The organism is Bradyrhizobium sp. CCGB12 (genome assembly GCF_024199845.1).
GTDB lineage: Bacteria > Pseudomonadota > Alphaproteobacteria > Rhizobiales > Xanthobacteraceae > Bradyrhizobium.
Genome location: NZ_JANADO010000001.1, coordinates 2,835,545 through 2,852,841, shown reverse-complemented (window position 1 = coordinate 2,852,841; position 17,297 = coordinate 2,835,545). Strand labels below are relative to the sequence as shown.

14 protein-coding genes are annotated in these 17,297 nt (G+C 64.2%); 8 read left to right on the top strand and 6 right to left on the bottom strand.

Going from position 1 to position 17,297, the window contains the following annotated elements; all coding sequences use genetic code 11:
• The first annotated feature begins 7 nt into the window (after positions 1-7).
• From NLM27_RS13665 to NLM27_RS13645, 5 genes are all read left to right on the top strand, one after another.
• Positions 8-796: a TatD family hydrolase gene (locus NLM27_RS13665; protein WP_254148821.1), complete on the top strand. Its 789-nt coding sequence runs from the start codon at positions 8-10 to the stop codon at positions 794-796.
• Complete coding sequence (locus NLM27_RS13660) at positions 793-1,590, top strand: MBL fold metallo-hydrolase (RefSeq protein WP_254143789.1); 798 nt, start codon at positions 793-795, stop codon at positions 1,588-1,590. Before NLM27_RS13665 ends, NLM27_RS13660 begins: the two co-directional genes overlap by 4 nt.
• 164 nt (positions 1,591-1,754) lie before the next feature.
• Entirely contained in the window at positions 1,755-2,348 is a 594-nt protein-coding gene (locus NLM27_RS13655) for a TRAP transporter small permease (protein WP_254143788.1), read from the top strand.
• A 2-nt stretch (positions 2,349-2,350) separates the two neighbouring features.
• Positions 2,351-3,664, top strand: a complete 1,314-nt coding sequence (locus NLM27_RS13650; RefSeq protein ID WP_254143787.1) for a TRAP transporter large permease — start codon at positions 2,351-2,353, stop codon at positions 3,662-3,664.
• Positions 3,665-3,703: 39 nt separating this feature from the next.
• On the top strand, positions 3,704-4,681 hold the full coding sequence (locus NLM27_RS13645) for a TRAP transporter substrate-binding protein (RefSeq protein WP_254143786.1): 978 nt from the start codon (positions 3,704-3,706) through the stop codon (positions 4,679-4,681).
• Positions 4,682-4,753: 72 nt separating this feature from the next.
• Here the strand turns inward: NLM27_RS13645 and NLM27_RS13640 are convergent, their stop codons facing one another.
• The 4 genes from NLM27_RS13640 to NLM27_RS13625 all read right to left on the bottom strand — a co-directional run bounded on the left by NLM27_RS13640 (position 4,754) and on the right by NLM27_RS13625 (position 11,029).
• Positions 4,754-6,106 (bottom strand): autotransporter outer membrane beta-barrel domain-containing protein, encoded by a 1,353-nt coding sequence (locus tag NLM27_RS13640; RefSeq protein WP_254143785.1) that lies wholly within the window; start codon positions 6,104-6,106, stop codon positions 4,754-4,756.
• 328 nt (positions 6,107-6,434) lie between these two features.
• On the bottom strand, positions 6,435-8,084 hold the full coding sequence (locus tag NLM27_RS13635) for an acyl-CoA synthetase (RefSeq protein ID WP_254143784.1): 1,650 nt from the start codon (positions 8,082-8,084) through the stop codon (positions 6,435-6,437).
• Positions 8,085-8,104: 20 nt separating this feature from the next.
• Positions 8,105-9,994, bottom strand: coding sequence for a TRAP transporter large permease subunit (locus NLM27_RS13630; RefSeq protein ID WP_254143783.1), 1,890 nt, complete (start codon positions 9,992-9,994; stop codon positions 8,105-8,107).
• 15 nt (positions 9,995-10,009) lie between these two features.
• Positions 10,010-11,029, bottom strand: coding sequence for a TRAP transporter substrate-binding protein (locus tag NLM27_RS13625; protein WP_254143782.1), 1,020 nt, complete (start codon positions 11,027-11,029; stop codon positions 10,010-10,012).
• A gap of 435 nt (positions 11,030-11,464) precedes the next feature.
• Between NLM27_RS13625 and NLM27_RS13620 the strand changes: the two genes are divergently transcribed.
• Positions 11,465-12,661: a Xaa-Pro peptidase family protein gene (locus NLM27_RS13620; RefSeq protein WP_254143781.1), complete on the top strand. Its 1,197-nt coding sequence runs from the start codon at positions 11,465-11,467 to the stop codon at positions 12,659-12,661.
• On the opposite strand, the gene NLM27_RS13615 is transcribed toward NLM27_RS13620, so the two are convergent.
• Both NLM27_RS13615 and NLM27_RS13610 read right to left on the bottom strand, forming a co-directional pair.
• Positions 12,658-13,485: a hypothetical protein gene (locus NLM27_RS13615; protein WP_254143780.1), complete on the bottom strand. Its 828-nt coding sequence runs from the start codon at positions 13,483-13,485 to the stop codon at positions 12,658-12,660. The two genes, NLM27_RS13620 and NLM27_RS13615, sit on opposite strands and share 4 nt — an antisense overlap.
• Before the next feature lie 132 nt (positions 13,486-13,617).
• A complete protein-coding gene (locus NLM27_RS13610) occupies positions 13,618-14,697 on the bottom strand; it encodes a lactonase family protein (protein ID WP_254143779.1) in 1,080 nt (359 codons plus the stop codon).
• Positions 14,698-14,989: 292 nt separating this feature from the next.
• Between NLM27_RS13610 and NLM27_RS13605 the strand changes: the two genes are divergently transcribed.
• Positions 14,990-15,865, top strand: a complete 876-nt coding sequence (locus NLM27_RS13605; protein WP_254143778.1) for a GntR family transcriptional regulator — start codon at positions 14,990-14,992, stop codon at positions 15,863-15,865.
• 109 nt (positions 15,866-15,974) lie between these two features.
• Positions 15,975-17,288 carry an MFS transporter gene (locus NLM27_RS13600; RefSeq protein WP_254143777.1) on the top strand — a complete coding sequence of 438 codons (1,314 nt, stop codon included), beginning with the start codon at positions 15,975-15,977 and terminating at the stop codon, positions 17,286-17,288.
• Positions 17,289-17,297: the final 9 nt, after the last annotated feature.

The window sequence follows — 17,297 nt, the reverse complement described above, 5'->3', positions numbered from 1 at the left end:
TCGCGTGATGCTGGTCGACAGCCATTGTCATCTGGATTTTCCCGACTTTGCGGAAGATCTCGACGGGATCGTGTCGCGCGCGCGTGCAGCCGGCATCGCGCGCATGGTCACGATCTCGACGCGGGTGAGAAAGCTGAACCAGCTTCTGGCTATTGCCGCCCGCTACGATGACGTCTATTGCTCGGTCGGCACCCATCCTCATAACGCGGATGAGGAGGACGGCATCGCGCCGGACGAGCTGATCGCGCTCACGCAGCATCCCAAGGTCGTCGCGCTCGGCGAAGCCGGGCTCGACTATTTCTACGACAACGGCTCACCGGAGGCGCAGACGAGGGGCTTTCGCGCCCACATTGCCGCCGCCCGCGCCACCGGCCTGCCGCTCGTGATCCACACCCGCGAGGCGGACGAGGATTGCGCGCGCATCCTCGAAGAGGAGGCTGGGCGCGGATCGTTTCGCGCCGTGCTGCATTGTTACACAGGCGGGCGTGAGCTTGCGCTGAAAGCGGTGTCGCTGGGGCTCTATATCGGCTTCACGGGTATTCTGACTTTCAAGAAGTCGGATGCCCTGCGCGCGCTCGCGGCCGAGCTGCCATCGGACCGTATTCTGGTTGAAACAGACGCGCCCTATCTTGCGCCCGGGAAGTTCCGGGGCAAACGCAACGAGCCGGCTTATGTGGTCGAGGTCGCAAAAGTGCTCGCCGAAACGCGCGGCGTGTCGCTCGAGGAGATCTCGCGCCAGACCACTGAGAACTTCTTCCGTCTGTTCTCCAAGGTGAAAGCTTTGAACGACGCATGACGCTGACGCTGACGATCCTGGGATGCGGCTCCTCCGCCGGCGTGCCGCGCCCGGCGCTCGGTTGGGGCGCTTGCGATCCCAACAATCCCAAGAACCGCCGTCGTCGCTGTTCACTGCTGGTCGAACGGACGTCCGAGCACGGCACCACGCGCATCGTGATCGACACCTCGCCGGACCTGCGCGAGCAATTGCTTTCGACCAATGTCGACCACATCGACGCCGTGTTCCTGACCCACGAGCACGCCGACCAGACCCACGGCATGGACGATCTGCGCTCGGTCGTCATGAAGATGCGCCGGCGCATCCCGACCTACCTCAATCTGTCGACCGCCAAGGACATCATGGCGCGGTTCTCCTATTGCTTCATCTCGCCGGAGGGCAGCGATTATCCGCCGATCCTGACGCGGCATTCGATCGAGGCGGGCGAAAGCCAGACGATCGTGGGGAAGGGCGGTGCGGTGACGATGACGGCCTTCCTGGTGCAGCACGGCGCCATTCCCGCGCTCGGTTACCGGATCGGGGATGCCGCCTACACGCCTGATCTCAACGACATCCCGCGCGAGAGCTGGGGCGCACTGGAAAATCTGGACCTCTGGATCATCGACGGCCTGCGCTACACCACCCATACCAGCCATCTCAGCATCAACGACGCGCTGTCGTGGATCGAGCGCTTCAAGCCGAAGCGCGCGGTCATCACCAATATGACCGCCGACGTCGATTACGAGGTGCTCAGACAATCGCTGCCCGCGGGCGTGGTGCCGGCCTATGACGGGCTGCGGCTGGAGACGCACTAAACCCGCGGTGGAAATTTGCCTGCCGGCCGGCATACTCCTTGCCTGCGCCGGCCCTACCATGTTGATCTAACGTCTGAAAGACAGACGCTGGGCGGGGCGATATTCAAGCAGGCCCGGCATCTGATGCGCAATCGCCGGGGTCGATTGAATCGCCTCGTGTGAACATGGGGATCACATTGGCAGGGGACGATATAACGGCTCGGGGACTGGTGCGACGCGCTCTGGACCTCCTTTATCTCGGTGCGGGCTATGCCGCGGGCGTCTTCCTGTTTGCGATCTTCGCAATCATGATGGTCATGTCGGTCGGGCGTCAGTTCGCGATCAACATTCCCGCGGGCGATGATTTTGCGTCCTGGTGCATGGCCGCGATGGCCTTCCTCGGTCTCGCTCACACCTTCAAGCGCGGAGAGATGATCCGCGTCGGCCTGCTGCTGGAGCGTCTGCGCGGGCGGACCAAGCAGGTCGCGGAGATCGTCGCGCTCGCCGTTGCTACCGCCTTCATCCTCTATTTCACCCGTCATGCGGTGCTGATGACCTACGACTCCTGGCGCTTCAACGACGTGGCACAGGGCGTCGTCGCGCTTCCGCTCTGGATTCCGCAGCTTGGTTTTGCCGGCGGCCTCGCGATCCTGTCGATCGCGTTGATCGATGAAATGGTCAATGTCATCGGCGGCAATCGTCCGAGCTACGAGAAGGGGGCGCCGGACGAAACTCCGGAAGAGTTCGTCGAGCGCATCTCGCAGGGCGGCGGAGGTTGACCATGGCCAATCTCGGCATGATCGAGCTGTCGTTCATCCTGCTCGGCGTCATGATCCTGCTGCTCGGAAGTGGCATCTGGATTGCGGTCTCGCTCGGGCTGGTCGGCTTCGTGGCGATGGCACTGACCACGAGCCTGCCGCTCGGCTCGGTGCTTGCGACCACGACGTGGAGCGCGAGCGCGTCCTGGACGCTGGCCGCACTGCCGTTGTTCATCTGGATGGGAGAGATCCTGTTCCGCACCAAATTGTCGGAGGAAATGTTCCGCGGCCTGTCGCCCTGGGTTCAGTGGTTGCCCGGCCGGCTGACGCATGTGAACGTGATCGGCTGCGGCATCTTTGCGGCGGTGTCCGGCTCGTCCGCCGCGACCTGCGCGACCATCGGCAAGATCGCGCTGCCGGAACTGGACAAGCGAGGCTACGACAAGAACCTGAGCCTCGGATCGCTCGCGGGCTCCGGCACGCTCGGCCTCTTGATTCCGCCCTCGATCCCGATGGTGGTCTATGCGGTCACGGCGAACGTCTCCGTGCTTCAGGTGTTTCTCGGCGGCTTCCTGCCGGGAGTACTCGTGATTGTGCTCTATTCCGGCTACATCATCATCTGGTCGCTGCTCAATCCGAAGAAGATTCCGCCGCGCGATCCGCCCATGCCGTTCCGGCAGAAGCTGCGCGAGTCGGCCAAGCTGGCGCCGTGTTTGCTGCTGATCCTTGCAGTCTTCCTTTCGCTCGTTCTCGGCTTTGCGACGGCGACGGAATGCGCCGCGTGGGGCGTGTCGGGCGCGCTGCTGCTGGCGTGGTGGAGCGGCACGCTCACGCGCAAGAACTTCCTCGAAAGCATCATGAGTGCGACGCGTCTGACCTGCATGATCATGCTGATCCTTGCAGGCGCGGCCTACACCACGGCTGCGATGGCCTATACCGGCATTCCGGCCGCGCTCGCCACCTGGGTCCAGGGACAACAGCTCACGCCCGGCATGCTCGCGCTGTATCTGAGCATCATGTACATCATCCTCGGCTGCCTGATCGATGGCATCTCGATGATCGTGTTGACCGCGGTCATCGTGCTGCCGATGGTCAAACAAGCCGGCCTCGATCTGGTCTGGTTCGGCGTCTACCTCATCATCCATGTCGAGATGGCGCAGATCACGCCGCCGGTCGGCTTCAATTTGTTCGTGCTCCAGAACATGAGCGGCCGCGATACATTCACTGTCGCGCGGGCGGCATTTCCGTTCTTCGTCCTGCTGCTGGCTGCTGTCTTCATCATCACGGAGTATCCGCAGATCGTGATGTTCTTGCCGAAGCTTGCTTTCCCAGATTGAGCGTACCCGTTTTTCAGATTGACTGTGAGGAGAAGTCCGATGATGTCTCGTTTAGTCCGCGCATCCTTGATCGTAGGCCTCGCGTTGGCCGCGACACCCGCTTTGGCCCAGACCAAATGGAATTTGCCGGCAGCATATCCCGCCGACAATCCGCACTCCGAAAATCTGGTCGCCTTCGCCAAGGATGTCGAAGCTGCGACGTCCGGCAAGCTCCAGATCACGGTTCATCCGGGTGCCTCGCTGTTCAAGGCGCCCGACATCAAGCGCGCGGTGGTGACCGGGCAGGCGCAGATGGGCGAGGTGCTGTTGTCGATCCACGAGAACGAAGACCCGCTCTTCGGCGTCGATGTGGTGCCGTTCCTCGCCACCAGCTTTCCGGACGCGATGAAGCTGTACCAGGCCTCCAAGCCTGCGATCACCAAGAAGCTCGATGCGCAGGGCCTCAAGCTGCTATTCGTCGTGCCGTGGGCGCCGCAGGGGGTCTACGTCAACAAGCCGCTCGCGACGATCGAAGACATGAAGGGCTTGAAGTGGCGCGCCTACAATGTCGGGACCGCGCGAATCGGCGAGCTGGTCGGCGCGCAATCGGTCACGATCCAGGCTGCCGAGCTACCGCAGGCGCTTGCGACCGGCGTTGTGAACTCCTTCATGTCGTCGGGCGGCACGGGCTATGACTCGAAGGCGTGGGAATCGCTCAAATACTTCTATGACGTGCAGGCTTGGATTCCGAAGGACTACACCTTCGTCAACAAGGCCGCGTTCGACGCACTCGACAAGCCGACCCAGGAGGCCATCCTCAAAGCGGCCGCGATCGCGGAAACCCGCGGCTGGAAGGCCTGGCAAGACAAGAGCACTTGGTACATCGAGCAGCTCAAGGCCAAAGGCATGACGGTGGAGCCGCCGAGCGCCGCGCTCAAGGCCGGCTTCCAGAAGATCGGCGAGCAGCTCACTGCCGACTGGCTCAAGAAGGCAGGGCCCGACGGCCAGGCGCTGGTCGACGCCTACAAGAAGATGTGAGACCGGCGAGGGCCTTCGCTCACCGCTTTCGGGCGCGTGAGCGGAAGTCTCTTCCTCGATCCTGAGGCAGCCTCACCACGCGTACCGCAGCATGGCCTTGCCGGTATAGGACCGCACGAGGCTCGACACTTCGCTGTCGAGGTTCGCCGTGGCGGACCAGCCGCTGAGGTCGCGCAGCTCGAGTGCAACGCCGGTGAGCGCTGCGTTCGGCGCCAACGCCGTACCACCGGCGATGAAGCCCTGGCCGGGCAGGGACTGGAACGCTGCCGGGATCGATTGTCCCGCGCTGAAATCACGCGCCCAGGCGAGCCGACCGCGCAGATTCATTACGCTTCCCGACAAGGCAAAGGACGTGCTCGTGCGCAGGCCGAGCTCGGTGCGGCTGTTCGTGAAGCCGTCGCCGCCCGACGCAATCGGAAACGCATTGGCCGCGTAGGGCGGCTGCGCCGTATTGGACGGGAGACGGAACGTGGTGATTTGCGCCGCCGCATAGGGCGTGATGCCGAGCCAGGGCAGGGCAAACCGATTGCCGCCTTCGAGGCGGCCGGAATAGGCGTTGGCGTTGATCGCGGCATTGAGCTGCCCCGTGCCGGCCGGCGTTACCTGATAGTCGCCGGTGATGGCCTGCCAGCCATAGGCGAGGGCGGTCGCGACATAGGCCGATCCGGTCGTGTGCCTGATGAAGGCGCCGGCCTGGAACAGATCGGAGCGCCCGCTGGAAAAATTGTTGGCAAAGCCGGTGCCGCCGCCGGCGAGCGCAAAGCCCATCCGCGTCTGCGGCGAGAAAGAGTAGTCGGCGCCGGCCACGGTACCGAAACTGCGGCTGGCCGAGCCGCTGCCGCCGGTCGATACCTGGGAGCCGCCGAAGCCGGCAGCCCAGACGCTCCAGCGCGGGGCTGCGAGCGAGGGCCTGCCGTAGATCGCCCCATAGGCCTCGCGTCCGATGCCGCCATGCGTCAGGTCGTTGCCGATGTCGGCGTAGGCCGCAAGCTCTGCATTGAACTCTGCCGGGCCGATACCTCGGCCTTCGATGGCCGGGTCGAGCAGGGTCTGCGTGAACTGTGTCATCGCAAGGAACGTGGCCTGTGCCGTCTCGGGCTGCGCGGCGCGATCGCCGCCGCCCCGCATGCCGAACCGTGCCGGATCGGCCAGGCCCGGTGGTTCGGCGTTCCAGCCGTAGGCCGGCGGCATGCCGCCGCCATCGCCGAATCCGGCCCCCGGGAAACCGGGCGGCGGCGAGCCGCCAAAGGCAACACCTGCGAGATTATTGAATCCGCCTGGAGCATTCGGCCCGGCAGGCCCAAATCCCTGCGCGCCCGCGAATGCGCCGAACTCGCGCATGGCCTGCGCAGCGGCCGCGTTGGGCAGCAGCAGTCCAGCCGTCAATAGCAGCAGCGCCAGACGCGCACGCGCGTCCGCACTCACGACACCAACCGCATGAAGCGCCCCAACCGCACCGGTCGCCGGCCGCGCAGCCCGCACGGCGAATCATCTGGAAGCGACGAATCCGACGAGGTGGAATCGTAAATGCGTCTCTAACGTTTTCCAATCTTTTCCTGTCGTGTCTCGATATCGTCGAAGCCGCGCGATCGGTTTCCGGACGAATCACGGTTGCTCTGCGGACACAGCGTCAATCCAAGCCACCGAGGCCAAGCACAAGAAACTGGCAGGTTGGATCATGCTGAAGCTGCGACCGTCGTCTCGCGAAGCAGCGCCGGCTGTCTACGAACGAAGAAGCGGCTGAGCGGCTAATCTACGCCGAGATCGCCTTCACCGAGCCCACCTCGTTGCGCAGCAGGAATTTCTGGATCTTGCCGGTCGAGGTTTTCGGGATCGGCCCGAACACGATCGCCTTCGGTGTCTTAAAGCCGCTCATCTGCGAGCGGCAGAACGCGATGATCTCGGCTTCGCTTGCGCTGGCGCCATCCTTCAGTTCGACGAAGGCGCAGGGCACCTCGCCCCATTTCGGATCGGGTTTTGCAACGACGGCGGCGAACAGCACGGCCGGGTGCTTGTAGAGAATGTCCTCGACCTCGACGGAGGAGATGTTCTCGCCGCCGGAGATGATGATGTCCTTGGAGCGGTCCTTGATGATGACGTAGCCGTGCTCGTCGAGCACGCCGAGGTCGCCGGTGTGAAACCAGCCGCCCTCGAAGGCTTCCGTGGTCGCTTTCTCGTTCTTGAGATAGCCCTTCATCACGATGTTGCCGCGGAACATGACCTCGCCGATGGTCTCGCCGTCGCGCGGCACCTCCTGCATGGTCTGCGGATTGATGACGGTGACGCCTTCCTCGAGCGGGTAGGGTACGCCCTGCCGGCGCTTCATGCGCGCGCGTTCAGCGGCGGGCAGGTCATCCCAGCCAGGCTGCTCGGCGCAGACGGAAGCGGGGCCGTAGACCTCGGTCAGCCCGTAGACGTGCGTCAGCTTGATGCCGATGTTTTCGGCGCCTTCGAGCACCGCAACCGGCGGCGCGGCGCCTGCGATCAGGCCGACGACGCGGCGGGCGGCGTTGCCTTTGGGCGCATCGGGCGCGTTGATCAGCGTGTTGTAGACGATCGGCGCGCCGCACATGTGGGTGACGCCGTGCTGGCTGATCAGCTCGAAGATCCTGCTCGGCTCGACCTTGCGCAGGCAGACATTGATGCCGGCGGCCGCCGCAATGGTCCAGGGGAAGCACCAGCCGTTGCAGTGAAACATCGGCAGGGTCCAGAGATAGACCGGATGCTGGCCGAGATTGCCGGCGAGAATGTTGCTGACGGCGTTGAGATAGGCGCCGCGATGATGGGTGACGACGCCCTTGGGATTTCCCGTGGTGCCCGAGGTGTAGCTCAGCGCGATCGCGTCCCACTCGTCGGTCGGCAGGACCGCGGTGAAGCTCGGATCTCCCAACGCGAGCGCCGCCTCATATTCAATCTCGCCGATGCGTTTGCCGCCCTTGAAGGCGGCATCGTCGACGTCGATCACGAACGGCTTCGGTCCGCTCATCTGCGCCAGCGCGTCGGTGATGACGCCGGAGAACTCCGGATCGACCAGGATGAGCTTGGCCCCGCCATGGTCGAGCTGAAAGGCGATCGAGGGCGCATCGAGGCGGATGTTGAGGGCGTTGAGCACGGCACCCGTCATGGGGACGGCGAAGTGCGCCTCGTTCATCGCGGGGATGTTCGGCAGCATCGCCGCCACGGTGTCGCCAATGCCGATGCCCTTGCCCACCAGATAAGAGGCAAAGCGGCGGCAACGCTCGTGAGTCTGCGCCCAGGTGAAGCTGCGGCCCTCATAGACGGTGCTGACGTGATCGGGATAGACGGCGGCACTGCGTGCGAGGAAGCTCAGCGGGCTCAGGGGCACATAGTTGGCAGGGGTCTTGTCGAGGCCGATATTGTACTGGTTCTGCCGCTCACTCATCGACACCTCCTGAAAACGCCTCAAAGGAATCCGATCGAGATCCAGGGGAAGATCGCAACGATGATCAATCCCACCAGCAGCGCCAGCAGATAGCCCCAGATCGGCCTGATACCTTCAGCCGGATCGACGCGTCCGATGGCGCAGGCGGCATAATAGCCGACGCCGAAGGGCGGGGCGAATAGCCCGATACCCATGGCGAGGATGATCACCATCGCATAGTGCACCTCATGCACGCCGACGGCACGCGCGATCGGGAACAGCAGCGGCCCGAACAGCACGATCGCCGGGATGCCCTCCAGCACGCTGCCGAGAATGGTGAAGGCCAGGATCGAGACCGCGATGAAGGTCGCCGCACCCCCGGGCAATCCCGTCATGGCCGCCGCCAGGGAACGCGAGAAGCCCGATTGCGTCAGGCCCCAGGCCATGCCGGTCGCGGTGCCGATGATCAGCAGGATCGCACCCGACAGCGCCGCGGTCTCGACCAGCATCGGAAACAGCCGCCGCCAGTCGAAGCGGCGGTAGACGAGGAGGCCGACCAGGACGCCATAAACGATGCCGATGGTGGAGACCTCGGTCGCTGTCGCGACGCCCTCGACCACGGCGTAGCGGATCACGAAGGGCAGTGCGAGCGCGGGCAGGGCAATGATGAAGGTCTTGCCGATCTCGCTACCCGTGGCGCGGCGGACGTGGCTCATGTCCTCGTGGCGGTAACGCCACCACACCAGCATGCAGAGCGTGATCGCCAGCACGACGCCGGGCAGCAGGCCGCCAGTGAAGAGCGCCGCGATCGACACGCCCGTGACCGAGCCGATCGTGATCAGCACGAGGCTCGGCGGGATGGTCTCGGTCTGGGCACCGGTCGCCGCGAGAAGCGCGACGAGGTCGCCGGGCTTGGCGCCGCGCTGTTTCATCTCCGGAAACAGCACGGGCGCGACCGCCGCCATGTCGGCGGCTTTGGCACCGGAGATGCCGGACACCAGGTACATGGCGCCGACCAGGACGTAATGCAGCCCGCCGCGGACATGGCCGAGCAGGCTCGCCAGGAACGCCACCATGGCCCGCGCCATGCCGGTCATCTCGATCAGGAGGCCCAGGAACACGAACAGCGGCACCGAGAGCAGGATGAGATGGCTCATGCCCTCGTCCATGCGCCCAACCAGCACCATGACCGGCGTGCGCGTGGTCAGCGCCAGATAGCCGAAGATGGCGAGACCAAAGCCGAACGCAATGGGAACACCGGCAAAGACGCAGAAGCCGGCAACGCCGACGAAGAAGATGACGAGGTTGAGATTGCCGAGCGGCCGCAGGAACGGCTCCGCCAGCCAGAAGGCGGCGATCACGACGGCAACCGACAGCACCGCGGCGGCCACCATCCGGTAATCGGTCGCGCGCAGCAGCCGCAGCAAGGCAAAGACCGCCATCAGGCCGATGCCGGCCGGCAGCGCGGCAGCGCGCCACATATTGGAGATCTGGAGCGCCGGGGTGGTGATGTAGCTTTCCTCATAGGCATAGTCGCAGGACGGCCAGACGATCAGAACCAGAAACGCCAGCGCCGCGCAGGTCGCGACCAGATCGAGATAGGCCCGCATCGCCGGCCCGGCGCTCGCGACGACTGCGGTCATGCGCATGTGCTCGGAGCGGCGGAACGCGACCGCAGCACCCAGCATCGCCAGCCACAGGAACAGGATCGAGGCGAGCTCGTCCGACCAGATCAGCGGCCGGTGCAGGCCGTAGCGTGCGACCACGCCGGCAAACAGGATCACGATCTCGGCGACGACCAGGATCGCCGCCGGGATTTCGACGACGAGACCGAGCACGCGCTCGACCGAAGCCAGCAACGAAGGTCGGCGAGGGGACCGATCAGTCGCCTCGCCCGCCACTTCGATCACCTCGACGTCGGCATGAGCCATGACGGCCCCAACGCGTTACGACAGCTTGCCCACGGCTTTTTCCAGCAGATCCCAGGCCTGGTCGCCATATTTGCCCTTCCACTCGGCATAGAAACCGGCAGACCGCAGCTTGTCGCGGAACGGCGCCACCGCCGGCTGGTTGAAGGTCAGGCCCTTAGCCGCGAGCTCCTGCTGGAGGTTGGCATTGAGCTTGGCGGTATCCTCGCGCTCCTTTACCGCAGCCGCGTTGATGTTCTTGGCGACGACGGTGCGCACGTCCTGTGGGAGCTTTTCCCAGGCTCTGCGGTTGGCCAGGAACCAGAAGCCGTCCCACATGTGGTTGGTCAGCGAGCAGTACTTCTGCACCTCGTAGAGCTTTGCGGTCGAGATGATCGCCAGCGGGTTCTCCTGGCCCTCGACGATCTTGGTCTGCAGCGCCGAATAGACCTCACTGAAATTGATCGAGGCGGGCGCCGCATCGAACGCCTTGAACATCGAGGTCCACAGCGGCGACACTGGCACGCGGATCTTGAAGCCCTTGAGGTCGTCAGGCCCGGTGATCGGCTTGGTCGACGACGTGGTCTGGCGGAAGCCGTTGTCCCAGATCTTGTCCATGACCTCGAGCCCGGCCTTCTTGATCTCGCCGCGGACATGGGCGCCGAGATCGCCGTCCATGGCCTTCCAGACCGTGTCGTAGTCCGGGAACGCGAAGCCGATGCCGTTGATGGACGCGGCCGGCACCAGGGTCGACAGGATCAGGCCCGACAGCGTGAAGAACTCGACGCCGCCGGAGCGGATCTGGCTCAGCATGTCGGTGTCGGACCCGAGCTGGTTGTTCGGGAAGATCTGGAGATCGAACTTGCCGTTCGTCTCGCTCTTGATCGCCGCCGCCATCTCCTTGGCGCGCACGTTCAGCGGATGGGTGTCCGGCAGGTTGTTGGCGTATTTGTAGGTGAACTCGGCGCTCTGGGCGCGGGCCACATGGGGCGCACTGAGGCCGCCCAGGACCGCGGTGGCGGCGGAGGCCTTGAGAAGCGTGCGTCGGGAAAAGCTCATGGGTCTGCTTCCTCGGAAGGTTTGTTGTTGTTCTGAGATGCAAACCTATACGGACGTCAGGTCAGAAGGTCATCTGCGATCTCGCGAGGCCTCGCTTATTGCAGCCGGACACCGTTGCGGCAATATCGGCTTTCGCCACATGCGCCGGATTCAAAAGTGCGAAAACAACCCCATGCACAGTAGCCGAGGCGCAGATCGCATTCAGGGCTCAAGCGAAGACACGGTGGCAGGAATTCAGCCTAAATGATTGATCTGATTGTATATAAATATATTCCATAATATATCTTATGCGAATTACGGATATGGGCCTGTGCAGATCAGCCCGGCCAAATCCACGGCTACCGAGAACCCCGCTCCCGGCCCAGAATTGACCTTGGGGCAAGACCAGACAACGGAACGCAGGCAGCCAAGCCGCGCCACATTGGGAGGTTCGTCATGCAGGAGAACATCGCCCGCGCCGGCCACTCGCGCGCCGTTCCATTCGATGCCGCCAAGCTCGACCGTCTCATGGAGGCAGCCGGCCTCGACGTGCTGGTCGCGATCTCCAAGCACAATGTGCAGTATCTGCTGGGCGCCGAGCGCGCGATCTTCTTCGATTACATGGATGCGCTCGGCGTCAGCCGCTATTTGCCGGTCCTGGTCTATCCCAAGGGCGCGCCGGAAAAAGCGGTCTATGTCGGTCACCGGCTGGAGACCCACCAGCGTACCGTCGCGCCGCCCTGGGTGCCGCAGGTCCGGACCGAGTCGAGCGGCTCGGTCGACGCGATCAGGCGCGCCGTAAGCCTTGCTCGGGACGCCGGCGTGCCCATGAGACGGGTCGGGGTCGAGATGGCTTTCTTGCCGATGGATGCCGGCCGGGCGCTCACTGAGGCCCTGCCCGGTGCCGAGCTCATGGACGCCCTCCTGGTCCTGGAGCGGCTGCGGGCCGTCAAGTCGGCGGACGAGCTTGCAAAGCTCAAGACCGCGTCCGAACTGGTCATCGCGTCCATGCTGGCGGTGATTGCCGGGCACGGGCCGGGTACGAACAAGCAGCAATTGTCGGATGCCTTGCGCATCGCTGAAGCCAACCGCGGCTTGACCTTTGAATACTGCCTGCTTGCCTGCGGCAACAGCCACAACCGGGCGCCGTCGGCGCAGCGCTGGGAGCAAGGTGAGGTGCTGTCGCTGGACTCAGGCGGCAACTATCACGGCTATATCGGCGACCTCGCGCGAATGGCCGTGCTCGGTGCTCCCGACACCGAGCTGAAGGACTGTCTGGCCGAGATCGAGGCGGTCCAGCGCGCCGCCTTTGCCGCGGTCCGGCCTGGCGCCCCGGGCGGCGACATCTACGTCGCGGCCGAGCGCCAGCTCGCCCAGATCACCCAGCGAGACTGCACCGAGTTTCTCGCCCATGGCATGGGCCTCGTCAGCCACGAGGCCCCTCGCCTGACCGCCAAGGGTCCGGTTCCCTACGAGGACACCGACGCCCGCCTGCCGCTCGAAGTCGGCATGGTGGTGTCGATCGAGACCACGATGAAGCACCCGAAGCGCGGCTTCATCAAGCTCGAGGACACGGTCGCGGTGACGGCGACGGGACATGAGATCTTCGGCGAAGGCGGCCGCGGGTGGAATTTGGGCGGGAGCGCGCTTTAGCGCAGCGGCAGCAGCTCCAGCTGGCTCTGCGCCTTCTTCACGACTGCTGCGAACCAGCTCTGGCCCGGCGCCTCCTTGGCGAAGCAGGCCGTGAAGGCGGTCATCGCATTGTCTTCGCGGGCCATGTCGCCGCGCGGGTCCTTCTTGTCGACCGGCCTGGCCATCATCTGCTTCCAGACCTTCTCGCAGGCCGGAATCGGGGCGGTCTTCACTGTCTCGGTTGCGGCGAGGAAATAGACCTTGTCGCCCTGGATCGCGACGACGTCGATTTCATCCGGCAGCCCCTTCAGACCGCCATTGCCGCGCACGCCGAGCACGGCCGCCGCGACGCTTGCCCCCGCGGGCTTGGCGATCGGCAGCTCCGCATAGATGGCGAAGGCGGCGTCCTGGATCGCATAATAGTAGAAGCGGTCTGACTTGAATGCCGCGCCGGTCTCCTGCGGCATGCCATCGTCGCGGTGCTCGCGCAGCCAGTGCTTGAGCAAGCCCGTGGTCGTCACCACGGCCTGCATCCTGTCGCCTTCGGACGCGAAGCTGAGCCCGTCGAGATGGCCGAAGCCGATGTCGTCCTTGAACAGCGTGTCGACGTTCGACCTGCCCTCGGCCGGCAGCCCCTTCATCGTGACCGGTCCTACCAGGCCGCGCAGCACGCCTGCCAGCTCCTTCAGAGCGGCATCGTGCTGCTTGTAGATTTCGTCGCTCTCCTTGGCCTGCGAGAATTTTGCGATGTGGCGGTCGCGCAGGTCGAGATAGTGTTGCTCGGGCGTGGCCGCATATGCGGGCGCAGCCAAGGCGAGCAGGCAGAGCAAGGCAAGCAATCTCATTGCAATGTCCGGAAAGACTGGAGGCAATCTCCAGTCTTTGTGCCGGTGCCGGGCGCGAAGGTTCATCGGCATGCCTGCTGCTAATCCGGCGACGCAACCCAGCCGGATGGACAAGCAAATGGTCTCGTGGACCTACGACTGGCTCTCTCTGAAAAGGATGCAGACGGGGCTTCCGACCCTGACCACTTTGTCAGTCGCCGCGAGGTGACCATCCTGTGCGCGCGTGAACAGTGTCACCGTGTCGCTGTCTTCGTTGGCGGCAAACAGGAATCTGTCGGACACCCCGAGCGCGAAGAAGCGCGGCGTCTTGCCGCCGCTCAATGTCCACGTCGCAGGCGTCAGCCGGCCACTCGCAGCGTCAATCGCGAAGATCGCAATGCTATCGTTGCCGCGGTTCGAGGCATAAACGTAGCGGCCGTCGGCCGACACCGCGATCTCCGCCGCCCGGCTGTTGCCGGTGAATGTATCGGGCACGGCTGAGACCACTTGGAACGGTTTGAGGCTGCCGGAGGCAGCATCGAAGTGATAGCCGGTCACCGTCGAATCCAGCTCGTTGACGACATAGGCCAGCCGGCCTGCGGGATGAAACGCGACATGGCGCGGGCCAGCGCCCTCTCGCGCCTGAACTGGCTGGCCGACCTGCAGCAGCTTCCCCTTCTCGGCATCGATCCGATAGGTGAAGACGACGTCCAGCCCCTTGTCCGGCACGATGATGAACGCGCCGGTCGGATCGAATTCCACCTGGTGAGGTTTTGCAAAGGGCTGCTCGACCCGGTGCGGCCCGATCTTGCCTTCCAGCTTGACCAGATCGATGACGGCACCAAGCGAGCCGTCCTCGTGGCGCGGCAGCAGCGCCAATGTCGAGGTGACATGATTGGCGACCACGACGAAGCGGTTGCTGGGGTCGATTGCGAGATGCACGGGATTCTTGCCTTCCGTGCTCTGCCGGCTGATCACCCGAAGCCGGCCGCTTGCAGTGTCGATCGCCATGGCGGTGATGTCGCTGAGATCGCCGTGCACCGCATAAAGGAACCGCTGCGTGCGGTCGAAGGCCAGAAACGACGGATTGACGAGATCGCTGAGCAGCTGGAGGTGGGTCCACGCGCCGCTTGCATTGTCCATGCGGTAGACGTTGAGGCCGTCGCCGCGGGCGTTGCGCTCCTTCGTAGTGCGCGCGCCGACATAGACATACGAGGCCGATCCTGCGGGCATGGTCTGCTCCCCCGATGTTTGGCGCGGCTGCGCGCGCGATTGAGAGGCCGCTGCGGCAGCCAGTGCGCCGCTGATCGCGAGATGCGCCAGGCTCCGCCGGGACACAACGTCCCGCCGGGACACGAGGCCCTGCCGGTCCGGCAAATTCGTTGGCGACACCACCCTCTCCATACATTGCTTTTTATCACTTAAAACACAATGATGGGATAGGCTCAATGGGCTTGACGCCGCTTGTGCCGATCCGCCGGGTCGGCCAATGATCCCTGTTTAGGACCCCTTGCGAGTCGTTTGCATGCCCCGCCCCAACCTCGCCTCCCAGATGACCGCGCGGATTCTCGACTACATCCGCGTCAATGATCTCGAAGCCGACCAGCATTTGCCGAGCCAGGCACTGGCGGACGCGCTGCGGGTCTCGCGCGCGCCGATCAACGCCGCCCTGCAGATCCTGGAGGACATGAACGTGGTGCGCTCCGAGCCGAACCGCGGCTTCTTTCTGGTCAAAAGCGCCCGCGAGCTGCCCGAGATTGCGGATAGCGGCGCGGAACAGGAAGACGAATGGTATTTTGCGATCGCCGAGGACCGGCTGTCCGGCAAGCTGCCCGACCGCGTCAGCGAAAGCGAGCTGATGCGCCGCTACGGCCTGTCGCGCACCCGTCTGTTGAAGATCCTCACCGAGATCGCCGATGAAGGCTGGATCGAGCGCCTGCCCGGCAATGGCTGGGCCTTCGGGCCGCTGCTGACCTCGCGCGAGAGCTATCAGCAAGGCTACCAGCTGCGCGTCGCGCTTGAGCCGCAGGCGCTGATGCTGCCGAGCTTTCAGGTCGACCGCCCGGCCTTTGCGGCAGCGCGGGAAAAGCAGCAATGGCTGCTCGACGGCGGTTACAAGCGCGCCTCTCGCGCCGAGATTTTCGCCGCCAACAACGACTTCCACGAGATGCTGATGATCTGCGGCGGCAATCCGTTCTTTCTCGACGCGGTCAAGCGCGTCAACCGGCTGCGACGGCTCGTCGAATATCGCATCACGGTCGATCGCAGCCGCCTGCCCCAGCAATGCCGCGAGCATCTCAACATCCTGGATTTGCTGGAGAACGGGCTGCGCCAGGAGGCCGCCGACTTCCTCCGCGTGCATATCTCCGGGGCTGGGCTGATCAAGGTCCCCCGCGCCTAACGCAACTAGGCAATTGTCTTTTATAATTTAAAATGCAATAATACCCGAAGGCGGCTGCCGGAGGGATGGACAAGCGCGCCAAAAGCACAAACCCTGAGGAAGCGCCGCCATGTCCACGACATCCGTCGAGCAGTCCACAACGCGCAAGGTGTTCTGGCGCATCGTGCCCTACTGCTTCGTCCTCTACGTGATCTCCTATCTCGACCGCGCTAATATCGGCTATGCAGCGCTCCAGATGAACAAGGAGCTGGCGCTGACCAGCGAAGCCTTCGGCTTTGCCGCCGGCATCTTCTTCATCGGCTATTTCCTGTTCGAGATCCCGAGCAACCTTGCGCTCAACAAATATGGCGCGCGCATCTGGATCTCGCGGATCCTGATCACCTGGGGCATCGTTGCGACCGCCACCGCCTTCGTGCAGAGCGCGACGCAGCTCTACGTCCTGCGCTTTCTGCTTGGTGTCGCCGAGGCCGGATTCTTCCCCGGCATCATCATCTACCTGACCTACTGGTTCCGGGCCAAGGAGCAGGCCACCACGGTGGCGCTGTTCACTGCGGCGATCCCGGTGTCGTATCTCCTGGGCGCCCCGCTCAGCACCTGGATCATGGATCACGTCTCCGGCTTCGGCCTGAGCGGCTGGCGCTGGATGCTGCTGCTCGAGGGCGGACCCGCCGTGATCGCCGGCATCGCCAACTATTTCATCATGACCGATCGTCCCGAGCAGGCGTGCTGGCTGACGGCCGAAGAGCGCGACTGGCTCACCGGGGAGCTGCGAAAGGACCACGCCGCACGTCCCAATGTCGAGCATCTCGGCGTGATCGCCGCGATCACCAACCCGAAAGTGCTGTTCCTGTCGGTGATCTATTTCATCTACCAGGTCGGCAATCTCGGTATCGGCCTGTGGATGCCGCAGATCATCAAGGGCATGTCGGGCTCGTTGAGCAATTTCGAGATCGGTCTCATCGCCATGCTGCCCTACGCCTTCGCGACCGTCGCGATGGTGCTGTGGTCGCGCAACTCCGACCGCACCGGCGAACGGCAGAAGCACTCGGCGCTACCGCTGTTGCTCGGCGCCGGCGCGCTCGCCCTCACCGGCCTGTTCGTGCAGCCGGCCGTTTCGATGACCCTGATCTCGCTCGCGCTCGCCGGCATCTATGCCTTCAAGTCGCCATTCTGGTCATTGCCGGGTCTGTTCCTCAGCCGATCGACCGCGGCGGTCTCGATCGCCGCGATCAACTCGATCGGCAATCTCGGCGGCTTTGCAGGCCCCTACGCGATCGGCGCGATTAAGGACTGGACCGGCAGCACCTATGGCGGCCTGCTGTTCCTGAGCGGCCTGCTGTTCGTCTCCTTCCTGATGACCTGGTTTGCCCGAATGGAAAGCACCGGCGCGACGCGCGCCGAGCCGGCCGAGCAGCATGCCTGAGGACGTTGT